Origin of the sequence: Flavobacterium sp. CF136, assembly GCF_000282055.1 — a bacterium.
Lineage (GTDB): Bacteria > Bacteroidota > Bacteroidia > Flavobacteriales > Flavobacteriaceae > Flavobacterium.
In genome coordinates this window covers 35471-50496 of sequence record NZ_AKJZ01000051.1, presented here as the reverse complement: position 1 = coordinate 50496, position 15026 = coordinate 35471, and the positions used below count along the sequence as shown (strand labels likewise).

Annotated in this window: 8 protein-coding genes; all 8 read left to right on the top strand. The window is 38.9% G+C overall.

Annotated features, from left to right (window positions below; translation table 11 throughout):
- The first annotated feature begins 23 nt into the window (after positions 1 to 23).
- The 8 genes from PMI10_RS15315 (at position 24) to PMI10_RS15280 (ending at position 15020) form a co-directional block, all read left to right on the top strand.
- Positions 24 to 689, top strand: a complete 666-nt coding sequence (locus PMI10_RS15315; protein ID WP_050992455.1) for a DUF3826 domain-containing protein — start codon at positions 24 to 26, stop codon at positions 687 to 689.
- A gap of 82 nt (positions 690 to 771) precedes the next feature.
- The gene (locus PMI10_RS15310) at positions 772 to 2472 is read left to right on the top strand and encodes a polysaccharide lyase (protein WP_035631955.1); all 1701 of its coding nucleotides are present in this window, start codon (positions 772 to 774) and stop codon (positions 2470 to 2472) included.
- A 164-nt stretch (positions 2473 to 2636) separates the two neighbouring features.
- A complete protein-coding gene (locus PMI10_RS15305) occupies positions 2637 to 5792 on the top strand; it encodes a DUF6298 domain-containing protein (RefSeq protein ID WP_007809602.1) in 3156 nt (1051 codons plus the stop codon).
- Positions 5793 to 5907: 115 nt separating this feature from the next.
- Positions 5908 to 7299, top strand: a complete 1392-nt coding sequence (locus tag PMI10_RS15300) for a glycoside hydrolase family 140 protein (RefSeq protein WP_007809600.1) — start codon at positions 5908 to 5910, stop codon at positions 7297 to 7299.
- A 161-nt stretch (positions 7300 to 7460) separates the two neighbouring features.
- Complete coding sequence (locus PMI10_RS15295) at positions 7461 to 9035, top strand: glycoside hydrolase family 28 protein (RefSeq protein ID WP_007809598.1); 1575 nt, start codon at positions 7461 to 7463, stop codon at positions 9033 to 9035.
- A 229-nt stretch (positions 9036 to 9264) separates the two neighbouring features.
- A complete protein-coding gene (locus tag PMI10_RS15290) occupies positions 9265 to 10182 on the top strand; it encodes a glycoside hydrolase family 43 protein (RefSeq protein WP_007809596.1) in 918 nt (305 codons plus the stop codon).
- A gap of 139 nt (positions 10183 to 10321) precedes the next feature.
- Positions 10322 to 12196: a hypothetical protein gene (locus PMI10_RS15285; RefSeq protein WP_007809594.1), complete on the top strand. Its 1875-nt coding sequence runs from the start codon at positions 10322 to 10324 to the stop codon at positions 12194 to 12196.
- 79 nt (positions 12197 to 12275) lie between these two features.
- Positions 12276 to 15020, top strand: a complete 2745-nt coding sequence (locus tag PMI10_RS15280) for a glycoside hydrolase family 78 protein (RefSeq protein WP_007809593.1) — start codon at positions 12276 to 12278, stop codon at positions 15018 to 15020.
- Positions 15021 to 15026: the final 6 nt, after the last annotated feature.

Genomic DNA, 15026 nt, shown 5'->3' with positions numbered 1-15026 from the left:
TTTTCATTAAAAATTAAAAGAGGATGTCAATAAAAAAAATAAGTCTGATGTTTTTGCTTTTTGCTTTTTGCAATTTAAGCGCACAGCAATATGCAGACCCGGAATATATCAAGGTTACTAACGAAAGAGCCTCAAAAATTGTCGAGAAATTAGCCTTGAACAATAAGGAAAAAGAAACTGCCGTAACCAATATTATTGCACAGCAATTTCGTGATTTGAGTAAAATCCATGATGGAAGAGATGCAGAAATCAAAAAAGTAAAAGACGACAGTAGTTTAGCAAAAGAAAAGCAAAATGCTGAGATTGAAAAACTAAAATCAAAAGCAGACAAGTCAATCGATAAATTACACAAAGCCTATTTGAAAAAACTGGGAACGCAGTTAAACGAAGCTAAAATTACTGAGGTTAAAGACGGAATGACTTATGGTGTGCTTCCAATAACTATAGCGGGTTACAACGATATGCTGCCGAATTTAACCAAAGAACAAAAGGAGTATATTTATAATGCTTTGGTTGAAGCCAGAGAACATGCGATGGACGGTGGTTCATCAAAAGAAAAGCACGGATGGTTTGGTAAGTACAAAGGAAGAATCAATAACTATTTATCAAAACAAGGTTACGATTTAAACAAAGAAAGTGCTGACTGGCACAAACGTATTGAAGAGAGAGAAAAAAATAAAACGAAATAATAAATTCTTATCAGACCTAACAGGTTTTTAAAACCTGTTAGGTTTCTATTGAAAACCATAAAAATTTCAGATGATAATTCTCATGCAAAATAACTTTCCAAAAATCACCCTGAAACGAACAATGATGATTGTGTCATTTTGTTCTGTCTTCTCATCTGCATATGCACAATATCCGGAAATTCCAAAACCGCTTCAAGACAAAACCGATGCGGTTTTAGCTGATGAAGAAAAAAGACTGGCCGAAATATGGAATGCCAATTATAGTACTATTCAGGCTGAAGCCAAATTAGGCCGTCCGTATTTGCCCTGGGCATCTTATCCTAAAGATTTTGTTCATGCCGATATTCCTGCATTTCCGGGAGCTGAAGGTGGCGGAGCATTTACACCCGGTGGAAGAGGCGGAAAAATATTCGTTGTAACCAGTTTGGAAGATAGCGGAAAAGGAACTTTCAGAGAAGCTTGCGAAGCGGTTGGAGCAAGAACAATCGTTTTCAATGTTTCCGGAATTATCAGATTAAAAAAACGTATCAGCATGCGTGCGCCTTACGTAACAATTGCTGGACAAACCGCTCCCGGTGACGGAATTTGCATTGCAGGAGAAACGCTGGAAATTGACACGCATGACGTAATTATCAGACATGTGCGTTTCCGTAGAGGAGAAACCGATGTTACCCGCAGAGACGATGCACTTGGAGGAAATCCAATAGGGAATATCATAGTGGACCACTGCTCGGTAAGCTGGGGATTGGATGAAAATATTTCACTCTATAGACATCAGTTTCAAGCAAACGATAAATCAAAACTGGAAAAATTGCCTGCTTGTAACATTACGATTCAAAACACCATTTCTTCAGAAGGTTTAGATACTTACAATCATGCTTTCGGAAGTACCATTGGTGGATTAAACAGTACCTTTATGCGTAACTTATGGGCCGATAATATTTCAAGAAATGCTTCTATCGGAATGTATGGTGATTTTAATTTTGTGAATAATGTGATTTTCAACTGGTGGAACCGTTCTTTGGATGGAGGTGATTATCGTTCGATGTTCAACATCATCAATAATTATTTCAAACCTGGACCAATCACACCAACAGATCAGCCAATTCGTTACAGAATTCTAAAGCCGGAATCAGGTTATATGAAACCTAAAACTTACGGAAGAGCTTATGTTTCAGGGAATTTTATCGTAGGTTCTCCTGAAGTTACAGCAGATAACTGGAATGGCGGGATACAATTAGAAGATCAATCGGCTGAAGAAACGAAAGAATATTTAGAAAGAATTAAACAGCCAAAACCTTTTTCAATGCCTCATATCACCATTATGAAAGCAGAAGAAGCGTATGAGTTTGTATTGAATAATGTGGGAGCAACTTTACCAAAAAGAGATGCTGTTGACGAAAGAATAATCAAACAGGTTCGTACAGGAAAAATTGAGGTTAAAAATGGCTTGGAAAATTCAATTGGTGCAGCATTTATTAAAAGAAGATTACCGGCAGATTCATATAAAAAAGGAATTATTACCAATCCAAATCAGGTTGGCGGTTATCCAGAATATAAAGGGAAAGCCTATAAAGATTCAGATAATGATGGAATTCCAGATGCGTGGGAAAAGAAATTTGGTTTGAATCCAAACGATGCATCTGATGCAAACAAGGATTCAAACGGAGACGGATACACCAATATCGAGAAATACTTTAACGGAATTGATCCAAAAAGCAAAACGGATTGGACAAAATCAGAAAATAATACAGATACATTATCGAAAGTTTTATTGCAATAAAGTTTTAAATTTCGTTAATAAAAATAAGTTCAAAGTTTATCATTTCGACGGAGGAGAAATCACACTAGCAGGAAACGCACAGTTGCGGAATATTGGATGCGATTTCTCCTCCGTCGAAATGACAAGATTGTAGAAAATCTCAATTCTAAGAAAGTCAAATAAAAATGAATTTCATCCAGCTAAAAAATATAATTTCTCTTCAAAAAGATAAAATAATTTTGTCTGGTCTCGCGGTGCTTTTCAGCATTCAAATAGGAACAGCTCAGAATAATTTCCCGGATATTACAAAAACCAAAGAAGGCAAACTTTCGCTAACCGCAGACAATCAGGGAAACCAGATTCCGGATTTTTCTTTTGCAGGTTACAAAGCTTCTTCGGTAGCAATTCCTGATGTAGCCATTAACGCTTTTGTACCCCATATTGAAGGTGATGCAACCAAAACAATCCAATCCGCTATTGATTATGTTGCCAAATTAAAAGCAGATAAAAACGGTTTTAAAGGAACAGTGCTTTTAGACAAAGGAATCTTCAAAGTTTCAGGCGAAATCTATATCAAGGAAAGCGGAATTGTATTAAGAGGAAGCGGTTCAGGAAATAACGGAACCACACTTTTAGGAACTTCAATCAACAGAAAAGCAATTGTCAATATCAGCGGAATCAACAACCGTGTTTTCAAAGAAACAACAGAAATAGCGACTAATTATACGCCATTAGGAGCAACTGTTATAGCAGTAAAAAATGCTGGTAACTTTAAAAAAGGAGACCATATTGTAATCAACACACCCATCACTAAAAAATGGATTGACCTTTTGTCAATGAATGATTTTGGTGGAGAAAGCGGATGGATTGGCTGGAAAGCCGATGATTTTGTCATTCGTACGGACAGGGAAATTACAGATGTTCAGGGAAATAAAATTACGATTGATGCGCCTTTAACGAATGCTTTGGACGAAGAATTATCAAAATCAACTGTAGTAAATTACACTTGGTCAGGCAGAATCAATAATTCAGGTATTGAAAATCTGACTTTGAAATCAGATTACGACACCACAAATCCAAAAGACGAACAGCACAGATGGACAGGAATTTCTATAGAAAATGCGGAAGATATTTGGGTACGACAAGTCAATTTTGAACAGTTTGCAAGAAGTGCGGTTTCCATTTTAAAAACAGCCAAAAGAATCACTGTTGAAGATTGCCTGGCTTTAAACCCGGTTTCGGAAATTGCAGCATTCAGAAGAAATACGTTTTATACCGAAGGACAACAGACTTTATTTCAAAGATGTTATTCGGAATTTGGATATAATGATTTTGTAGTCGGAGGTTACGCTACGGCTGGACCAAATGTCTTTTTGCAATGCGAATCACATTTGCCATATAGTTTCAGCGGATCAGTTGGAAGCTGGGCAACCGGAATCCTTTTTGATGTTTCTCTAATTGATGGAAATGCTATCAGTTTCAAAAACAAAGAACAGGACGGAAGAGGTTTAGGCTGGAATGTTGCCAATAGCGTTATCTGGGAAACATCCGCATCCAAAATAGAAAATTACAGTCCGCCAACAGCCAACAACTGGGCGTTTGGAGTATGGGCACAATGGGCAGGAAACGGACACTGGAAAGACGTGAACAATCACATCAGCCCAAGAAGTTTATTTTATGGTTTATTAGAACAGCGTCTGGGCAAATTACCAATGGAGGCTCAAATTATGGACTTAGGTTCAGAGCCATCTTCAAGTCCAACGATAGAACAAGCAACAGCATTAACAGCCGAAGCTTATAAATTAAATGAAACTTTAAAAGAGTTTATTACTAAAGCATCAGCAAGAAATCCTATTGCGATTGATTATGCCAAAGCAAAACGAATTGACGAAGTAAAATCAGATATAGTTGCGAATTCGAATACTGATAAAATCACTATAACCAATGGATTACTAACCACTTCAAAAGGAGTAATTACCGGAGAAGTTGTAGATGTTCCGTGGTGGAGAGGAAGTCTGCGCGAATCTGAAATTGCAAAATCAAGACCGCACATTACCCGATTTGTTCCAGGACATTACGGATTAGGTTATACAGATAATTTGGAGGAAACCGTAAATTATTTAGTTGAAAATAATAAATCAGCCATAGATCATAATTACGGATTGTGGTACGAGCAAAGAATGGCGGATCACGAACGCATCCGAAGAATCGATGCTGATGTCTGGGCACCTTTTTACGAACAGCCTTTCGACAGAAGCGGACAGGGAATTGCCTGGGATCATCTGAGCAAATATGATTTGACACGATACAACGCCTGGTACTGGAACCGATTGAAAACATTTGCGGAATTAGCTTCTGCACAAAATAAGATTTTAATCAATCAGGCTTATTTTCAGCACAATATTTTAGAAGCCGGAGCACATTGGTCAAGTTCCCCTTGGCGTCCAGCCAATAATATCAATACAACTGGATTGCCGGAACCACCGCCTTATGCAGGTGACAAAAGGATTTTCCTTGCCGAACAATTTTATGATGTAAAAAATACAGACATTCGAAAACTGCACGTAGCATTCATTGAAAAAAATCTGGAAAACTTTAAAGACAACGCTAACGTTCTGCAACTCACAAGTGCTGAATATACAGGCCCGTTAAGCTTTATGCAATTCTGGATTGATGTGATAGCCAATTACGAAAAGTCACATCAAAATGAATCCAAAATCGCCTTAAGCGCAACAAAAGATGTTCAGGATGCAATCTTAAATGACGGCGCCAGAGCCAAAATCGTTGATGTAATTGACATCAGATATTGGTATTACAAAGAAGACGGAACGTTATATGCTCCAGAAGGAGGAAAGAATTTAGCACCGCGTCAACACGCCCGTAAAATCAAAACCGGAAAAGAAACCGATGACCAAGTGTATCGTGCAGTTCGAGAATACCGTGAAAAATATCCGGAAAAAGCAGTCCTGTATTCGACGATGGGAGCACCACGATTTGGCTGGCCTGCATTAATGGGAGGAGCTTCATTGGCAAATGTCCCAAAAATTGAACTTTCTGCCTTTCATTCTGCCCTGAGTGGTATGAAGTTTGCAGAAGGAACTACTTTTTCAGATACACTTTGGACACTGGAAAATAAAGGCAATGCCTATCTTTTTTATCTGAAAAAAGATCAGGATGTTTCGATAGATTTATCCAATCACAAAGGAACTTTCGAAGTATATACAATTAATGCTTCCAATGGAACTATAACCAAAAAGACCAATATCAGCGGAGGAAAAAAAATCGTAATCCCACAAGCTGAAATCAAAGAAAAAGTACTATTCGTAGTGAAAAAAAGTTAGACACAGAAAGGATTAACACAGATTAAAACCTGCTAAATCTGCCACCCGAGCGATAGCGAACAGGCGAAGCAAATCTGTGAGCAAAAAATAAATACATAATTCAAAATAAAATAAAATGAATCCGAAAATTAAATATTTATACGCCCTTTGTATAAGCTTTATGTTGACAGCACAAAGCGGATTTTCTCAATCCAAAAACCTGCCAAAGCTCAAAGTTTCCGAAAACAAGCATTATTTTGTGACCGAAGATGGAAAACCTTTCTTTTGGTTAGGCGATACAGGCTGGCTGACATTCGGAAAACTGGACAGAGAAGGCGTTGTTAAATATTTAGAAGACCGAAAAGCAAAAGGATTCAATGTCGTTCAGGTGATGGTACTGCATAATGTGAATGCTGTAAATGCGTATGGCGATCAGGCATTAATGAATGATAATTTGTCCCAGCAGATTACTTCACCTGGCAACGATCCAAATGATGCTCCCGAATACGATTACTGGGATCATGTTGATTATACCTTGGATGTAGCCCAAAAAAATGGAATCTACCTTGCGATGGTGCCGGTTTGGGGAACCAATATTAGTAGTGCTAAAAGCAAAGTAACGAAAGCGGATGTTGAAAAATATGCCAAGTTTTTAGCCGATAGATATAAAAAAAGAACCAATATAATCTGGCTGAACGGTGGTGATACCTACGGCGATAAATTTCAGGACATCTGGAACGCACTCGGAAGTACTTTAAAAACCAGTAACCCGGATCAATTAGTGACCTTTCACCCATTCGGAAGAACCGATTCATCAGAGAATTTTCATAATGCAAGCTGGCTGGATTTCAATATGTTTCAGTCAGGTCACAGAAGATACGATCAGGATTCGGTGAAACCTTTCAAAGAAGACAATTATAAATTCGTTCACAGAGACTGGGATTTAAAACCAACAAAACCAACCCTTGACGGAGAACCATCATACGAAGGAATACCACACGGTCTGCACGATACTTTACAGCCAAAATGGACTGCCAGTGATGTACGCCGTTACGGATACTGGTCGGTTTTTGCAGGCGGAGCAGGTTACACTTACGGGCACAATGCCGTAATGCAAATGTTCAGAAAAGGCGATAATCCAGCCTATGGGAACAAAGAATTATGGAATGACGCTATCAACGCGCCGGGTGCCGGACAGATGGTGCACATCAAAAATCTGATGTTGGAATTTCCATATTTAGAAAGAGTTCCGGATCAGTCATTAGTGGCTAATCAGGGCAAAAAATACGATTACCAAGTGGCAACAAGAGGAAATGATTATGCTTTGATTTACACCTATACCGGAAGAAAAATTACTGTAAATATGGGCAAAATTTCAGGAGATAAAGTAACCGCAACCTGGTATAATCCAAGGAACGGAGAAAAAACAAAGATTGGAATTTTTGATAACAAAGGAACAAAAGAATTCCAGCCTTCCGGCAAAAAAGAAGACGGAAACGACTGGGTTTTAATTTTAAGTTCAAAGTAACCACAATATTGTCATCCCGAGGAACGAGGGATCTCCGCAAGAAACTAACACAAAGTTTATTCAGCATGTGGAGCTACTAATGGATATCCTTCCTCCGTCAGGATGACAAAAATGAGAATGAAAATCCCGCAAAATCTGCGAGAGCCAAAAATAGCAACACTATGAAAATCAAAAACATCATAACAATACTCTTCTTCATAACAGGATTAAACACCGCTTTCGCAAACGACGGCTGGTTAAACATCCTCAACGAAGGCGGGAACAACAAAGGAATAAAATGCACCGAAGCCATTCAGGGCGCCATCGAAAAAGCATCTAAAAACGGAGGCGGAACCATATTTTTCCCAGCCGGAGAATATCTAACAGGCGCTTTAAAACTAAAAAGTAACATCACCATCCATTTGGATTCAGGCGCTCTTTTAAAATTTTCAGAGAATTTCGATGACTATCTTCCGTATGTAGAAATGCGTTACGAAGGAATCGTGATGCAGTCTTTCTCGCCATTATTTTATGCCAAAGATGTCGAAAATATCACCATCAAAGGAAGAGGCGTAATCGACGGACAAGGAAAAGCGTGGTGGAATGAAGTCTACCGAATAGAAACCGCCAAAGGTCCGATTCCGGAAACCAAATACCAAAAAATGTGGACCGAGCAAAACAAGGGAATTGTGTATGAGCCATATTATAAAAGAACGATCGACAAGCACTTTTTCCGACCTTCATTTTTCCAGGCCTACAATTGCAAGAACATTTTAATCGAAGGCGTAACCTTCAAGAATTCGCCTTTCTGGACGATAAACCCTGAATTTTGCGACAACGTAACCGTAACCGGAATCACGATTAATAATCCACATTCGCCAAACACAGACGGAATCAACCCTTCGTCCTGCACCAACGTTCACATTTCAAACTGCCACATCAGCGTGGGCGACGACTGTATTACCATCAAATCGGGTAGAGATGCAGACGGTCGTAAATACGGAAAAGCAACCGAAAACGTAACCATCACCAACTGCACCATGTTAAGTGGTCACGGAGGTGTCGTTATCGGAAGCGAAATGTCGGGCGGAATCAAAAAAATCACCATTTCTAACTGTGTTTTCGACGGGACAGATCGTGGAATCCGTATCAAAGCCGCTCGTGGTCGTGGCGGAGTAGTCGAGGATATTCGCGTCGATAATATCGTCATGAAAAACATCAAGGAAGAAGCCATTATCTTGGATCTTTTCTACGACAAAGACAATCCCGTAGAGCCCGTTACAGAGCGCACTCCGATTTTCAGAAATATCCACATCAGCAACGTTACCGGCGGAAACGTCAACAAAGCCGGATTCGTTCGCGGAATCGTTGAAATGCCAATCCAGAACATCACGTTCTCCAACATCAATATGGATGGCAAGGAAGGTTTCACCATAAACACGGCGACCGACGTAGAATTTCACGATGTAAAAGTCAACGCAACCGTGGGTTCTTCTTTCAAAATCACCGATGCCAAAAACCTGATTCTGGACAACGTAGGTTCATCGACACCGATAAAAGGCGTTCCGGTTATCAAAATCGACAACGCTTCGAATATTATGATCAACAACAATTTTCCGTTCAACGCCACCGATATTTTCATCGAAGCCAACGGAAAAGACACGAAAAATATCTTCCTTAAAAACAATGTGTTCAACAATGTGACCACAGTTGTGAAAAAAGGAAAAGACCTGGATAAAAAAGCAATTACTGAATAACGTAATTATTTTTAGGAGCAGAAACATTGGGCATTTTAGGAAACATCGTCCCGCTTTCCGTTACAATCTTTTGTGCCGAACACCGGCAAAAAAGGATTTCCACTGCAATCGGGGCTAAAGAGAAACATTTTGCTTTTTAGAAATCATCCAAAAAGGAAAATATATAAAGATTCGTGTTTAAACATCTTTGTCAAAGTTCAAAACTTTGACAAAGATTAAAACAATAACAATGAAAAAAATATTCATCATATTAACGCTTTCACTTTTCGCTCTAAGCTATTCCCAGAAAAAAAAGGAAATTTTCCTTTTCACCTCTTTTAGGGAACCCGCTACCGAAGGTTTGTACTTAGCCTACAGCGAAGACGGTTACAACTGGAAAGGCCTGGAAGGATCATTCCTAAAACCCGAAATCGGAGCCAGCAAAATTATGCGTGACCCTTCCATCACAAAAGGCGCAGACGGAACCTATCATATGGTCTGGACAACCGACTGGAAAGGCGGAAACGGTTTTGGATATGCGAGTTCAAAAGATTTAATTCACTGGTCAAAACAGGAATACATTCCCGTAATGAAACACGAACCCGAAGTCGTAAACGTGTGGGCACCCGAAATTTTTTACGATGATGTCAAAAAAGAATACATTATTATCTGGGCATCCACAATTCCATTCCGATTCGAAAAAGGAGTAGAAGACGAGAAAAACAACCACCGAATGTATTACGTAACCACAAAGGATTTCAAAACCTTTTCGGATACCAAATTATATTACGACCCAGGTTTCAGCGTCATTGATTGTGTAATTGTCAAAAAAGGCAAAAAGGATTATGTTTTGGTTCTAAAAGACAACACCAGACCGATGCGAAATATAGAAGTAGCTTTCGGAAAATCGCCTTTAGGACCATTCGAAAAAAGATCAAAACCCTTAACGGAGTATTTATCAGAAGGACCAACTGTCGTGAAAGTCGGTAAAAACTGGTTGTTGTATTATGACAATTACGGATCCAAAAATTACAAAGCCTTAAGCACATCCGATTTTGTAAAATTCGAAGATGTGTCATCCAAAATATCGCTTCCCGAAGGACACAAACACGGAACAATAACAACAATTTCCGAAGAAGTTCTAAAAGGATTAATGGAGAAAAAATAAATTAATGCCACAGATTTCAAAGATTAAAAGGATTAAAAAATCTGCTCAATCTGCCAAATATGCGTGAAAAAATAGACAAGCAAATTCAAGAAAAAAATCTGTGAAAATCTGTGAAATCTGTGGCAAAAAAACAAAAGCAATGATTGCATTTCAAAACATAAAAACCAATATCGTAAAAGCAACAACCATTTTGTTGAGCTGTGTCGCAGTCAATTCGGCGCAAGCCCAGCAAGACACGATACGATATACAGGCAAAACACTTTCCAATGTCGATTACCACCACGGACAATTAAGTCCGGCAGTTGGTGTTCACGCCACGCAGATTATGCGTGCCAGCCGTGAACATCCTGAAAAAGCAGACGGATTTGGCTGGACCTACAATCACCAGTCGATGATGGCGTATTGGAATAATACTTTTTATTTGCATTATTTGAGTGATCCGTCCGGAGAACACATTCCGCCAAGCCAGACTTTTATGATGACTTCCAAAGACGGAGTAACCTGGACAAAACCAGCGGTGCTTTTCCCTATTTATCGTGTTCCCGACGGCTTTAAAAAAGAAGGTGTTGAAGGCGTAGCCAAAAACATCGATGCGATTATGCACCAGCGAATGGGATTCTATGTTTCATCAGACAACAGATTACTGGCAACCGGTTATTACGGAGTTGCCTTAGACAAAAAAGACGACCCCAATGACGGAAAAGGAATTGGTCGTGTAATTAGAGAAATTTACAAAGACGGAACGTATGGTCCAATTTATTTTATCAGATACAACAAAACCGGAAACCCGTTGCCAACAACCTTTCCGTTTTACACCAAAAGCAAAGACAAAAAATTCATCAAAGCCTGCGATGAACTGATGTCAAAACCTTTACTGATGCAACAATGGGTCGAAGAAGCCGATCGTGATGACGCTTTGATTCCGTTAAAAAAACAATACAAAGCGTTCAATTATTACCATTTGCCAAACGGAAACGTAGTCGGTTTATGGAAATTTGCTTTGACCTCATTAAGCAAAGACAATGGCAAAACCTGGGAATACACTCCGTTGAGAGCACCTGGATTTGTAAACAGCAACGCCAAAATCTGGGGACAAAAAACCTCAGATAATCGCTATGCAACCGTTTATAATCCATCAGAATACCGTTGGCCATTAGCGATTTCCACTAGTGACGACGGACTGAATTATAAAGATTTATTATTGGTTCACGGAGAAGTGAGTCCAATGCGTTATGGCGGAAATTACAAATCGGCGGGACCACAATACGTTCGCGGAATAAACGAAGGAGACGGAACTCCGCCGGACGGAAAACTGTGGGTAAGTTACAGCGTGAACAAAGAAGACATTTGGGTGGCTTCGGTACCAGTTCCGGTGACAAGCGAAGTCAAAGAAAACGCCAATGATGTTTTTAATGATTTGCCCAACGGCGAAGAACTAAAATTATGGAACACCTATGATTTGTCCTGGGCTTCCACCAAAATCGAAAAGAAAACAGATGGCAAAAAATGGCTGACTTTAAGAGATCAGGACTTTTTTGATTATTCCCGAGCCGAGCGTGTGATTCCATTTGCACAAAAAATGGAAGCCACTTTTACGGTAAAAGCGGAACAAAATAATCACGGATTACTGCAGGTGGAATTCCAAAACAAACAAGGATTACCTGCAATTCGCATCGTTTTCGATTCGGATGGAGAAATAAAAGTAAAACACGGAGCCCGTCACGGCGGAATTGGAAAATATGAAGCAGGAAAAGATTATATGATAACAGTCAAATTGGATGTAACTTCCCGTTCGTACACAGTAAAAGTGAATGACGGCAAAGAAACCAATAAAATATTCTATGCTCCGGTAGACGGCATTTCACGCATTATGTTCCGCACAGGCGATCAGCGCTACACACCAAATGCCGACACAGAACCGGACACACCGGATTTCACCGATTTACCGGATACAGGAAAATTAATTCCGGAAGCGGTATTTAATATTCAATCATTGGTCACAAAGAAATTATAAGATTTAAAGATTGAAAAATTTAAATATTAAAAAATAAAATCTGCCCAATCTGCTGAATCTGCGTGCAAAAAAACAAAACATGAAGAATTTAAAAAAAATAGTATTCCTCTTTTGTCTTCTGATGTCGTTCATTTCGAATGGACAAATTTCTGCCGTGCATTTAAGATGCGAAATGACAGAAAACCCATTGGCTGTTATTGAAAACCAACCAAGATTAAGCTGGCAATTGGTTTCAAAAGAACAGAATGTTACACAATCTGCCTATCAAATTTTGATAGCTTCATCTGAAGAAAAATTGAAGAAAAACGAAGGCGATATCTGGAACAGCGAAAAAGTAATTTCCAATAAAAATCTTCAAATCACTTACAACGGAACTCCTTTAAAAAACGAATCCAAATATTTCTGGAAAGTCAAAGTCTGGAATCAAAAAGACAAAGCTTCCAATTGGAGTAAAACAGCATCTTTCAGAATCGCGCCTTCAGAATTAAATCCAATCTGGATTGGAGCGATTACCAAAGCCGACAGCCATTTACCGGAAGGCAGAAATTATCATACAGCCACTTTCAACAGACAGAAAAAAGACGCTTTAATCAATGCTTCCGATTCGTTGTCCCGCAGAAGTATTATGCTCCGCAAACCTTTTTCGGTTAACAAAGAAATCAAGGAAGCCGTAGTGTATATTTCCGGTTTGGGACATTATGAACTGACCATCAACGGAAAGAAAATCGGCAACAGTGAGTTTGCTCCTTTATGGACAGATTACGACAAAACCGTTAATTTTAATACCTATGAATTATCTGCTGAAGAACTAAAAAAAGGCGAAAACGTAATTGGCGTTTTATTAGGAAACGGAATGTACAACACGCTTGCCGAACGCTACTCGAAATTTTACGTAAGTTTTGGTCCGCCGACTTTATTTTTCAAAATGAAAGTGGTTTACAAAGACGGTTCCGAAGAACTTGTAAAATCAGATGCAAGCTGGAAATACAGCAAAAGCCCGATTACCTACAACAGTATTTTTGGAGGAGAAGATTACAACGCCAATCTGGAACAAAAAGGCTGGAACGAAACTGGATTCAATGATAATAATTGGAAAAAAGTAATTGTTCAGGAAGCGCCAAAAGGTATTTTGAGATCACAGATTACAACACCAATTACAGTTCATAAACAATATGATGTTGCAACTGCAAAAGAACTAAAACCTAATTTCTATATCTTCAATATGGGACAAAATCTTTCGGGATTTATGACCATAAAAGTCAAAGGAAAAAAAGGTCAGACTGTTCGTGTATGGGTTGGCGAAAGTCTAAACGAAGACGGAACAGTGAGTCAGGGAAAAACGGGTAAACCGTATTATTACGATTATACTTTAAAAGGAGAAGGCATTGAAGAATGGCAACCGAAATTCAGTTATTACGGTTATCAGTATGTTCAGATTGAAAATATCAATTATAAACAAACAAAGAACGAAAAACTTCCGACGCTTGTTGATTTAAAATCGAATTTCATTTACAATTCGGCTGGAGAAGCGGGAACTTTTGAGTCTTCAAATGACATTTTCAATAAGACACATTTGCTGATTAACAACGCTATCAAAAGTAATTTCCAAAGTGTTTTTACCGATTGCCCGCAACGTGAAAAATTGGGCTGGCTGGAAGAAATTCACTTAAACGGACCGGGATTATTGTTCAATTACAATCTTGAAAGTTTTATTCCGGCAACAATGCAAAACATCTCCGATTCGCAACGAGATAATGGTCTGATTCCGACCATCGTTCCGGAATATGTAGTTTTCGGAGGCGACTTTACCGATTCACCGGAATGGGGAGTTACAGGTGTAATTCTGCCTTGGATGTATTACGAATATTATGGCGATGCATCATTGATCGAGAAATATTATCCGGTAATGAAAAAGTATATTGATTATTTAGGAACCAAAGCAACGAATCATATTGTCTCGCACGGATTGGGCGATTGGTACGATTACGGAACGCATCCGGCGGGATATTCCAAAAACAGTCCGATTGCACTTTCGGCAACTTCTCATTATTTTTATGGAGCGAGTTTGTTGGCAAAAGCATCCAAATTATTGAACAAAATAGAAGATATTGCGAAGTATGAAAAGCTGACTTTGGACATTAAAAATGCTTTCAACAAAGAGTTTTTCAATCCCGAAACCAAACAATACGGAACCAGCAGTCAGTTCAGCAATGCCGTTCCGGTTTTTATGGATATCGTTGAACCACAATACAAACAGGCGGTGATGCAGAATTTATTGAACGACATCAAAGCAAAAGGCGACCGATTGACAACAGGAGATGTTGGAAACCGTTATTTATTTCAGGCATTGGCACGAAATGGCGAAAACGAAACGATGTACAAAATGAACAATCATTACGATGCACCGGGTTATGGTTTTCAGATTAAATTTGGTCTGACGACTTTAACTGAGCAATGGGATCCACGCAAAGGAAACTCGTGGAATCATTTTATGATGGGGCAAATCGAAGAATGGTTTTACCAAAGTCTGGCCGGAATTGTTCCCGACGATCAAAATCCAGGTTTCAAACATTTCTTTATTCAGCCGGAAATTGTGGGTGATATGACTTTCGTAAAAGCAACTTACAAATCCATTTACGGAAATATTGCTTCGGCCTGGGAAAAAATAGACGGAAAGTTAATTCTGAAAGTGGAGATTCCTGTGAATACTTCAGCGACTATAAAATTGCCAATCGCAAAGAATTCAGAAATAAAAGTCAACGGAAAACCGACTAAAGATTTGAAATTAGGTTCAGGAAAATATACAATTGAATGCAAAATATAACATTTA

Coding starts and splice junctions, on each gene's coding strand:
- PMI10_RS15315 (WP_050992455.1), top strand. CDS start 24: ATGTCAATAAAAAAAATAAGTCTGATGTTTTTGCTTTTTGCTTTTTGC.
- PMI10_RS15310 (WP_035631955.1), top strand. CDS start 772: ATGCAAAATAACTTTCCAAAAATCACCCTGAAACGAACAATGATGATT.
- PMI10_RS15305 (WP_007809602.1), top strand. CDS start 2,637: ATGAATTTCATCCAGCTAAAAAATATAATTTCTCTTCAAAAAGATAAA.
- PMI10_RS15300 (WP_007809600.1), top strand. CDS start 5,908: ATGAATCCGAAAATTAAATATTTATACGCCCTTTGTATAAGCTTTATG.
- PMI10_RS15295 (WP_007809598.1), top strand. CDS start 7,461: ATGAAAATCAAAAACATCATAACAATACTCTTCTTCATAACAGGATTA.
- PMI10_RS15290 (WP_007809596.1), top strand. CDS start 9,265: ATGAAAAAAATATTCATCATATTAACGCTTTCACTTTTCGCTCTAAGC.
- PMI10_RS15285 (WP_007809594.1), top strand. CDS start 10,322: ATGATTGCATTTCAAAACATAAAAACCAATATCGTAAAAGCAACAACC.
- PMI10_RS15280 (WP_007809593.1), top strand. CDS start 12,276: ATGAAGAATTTAAAAAAAATAGTATTCCTCTTTTGTCTTCTGATGTCG.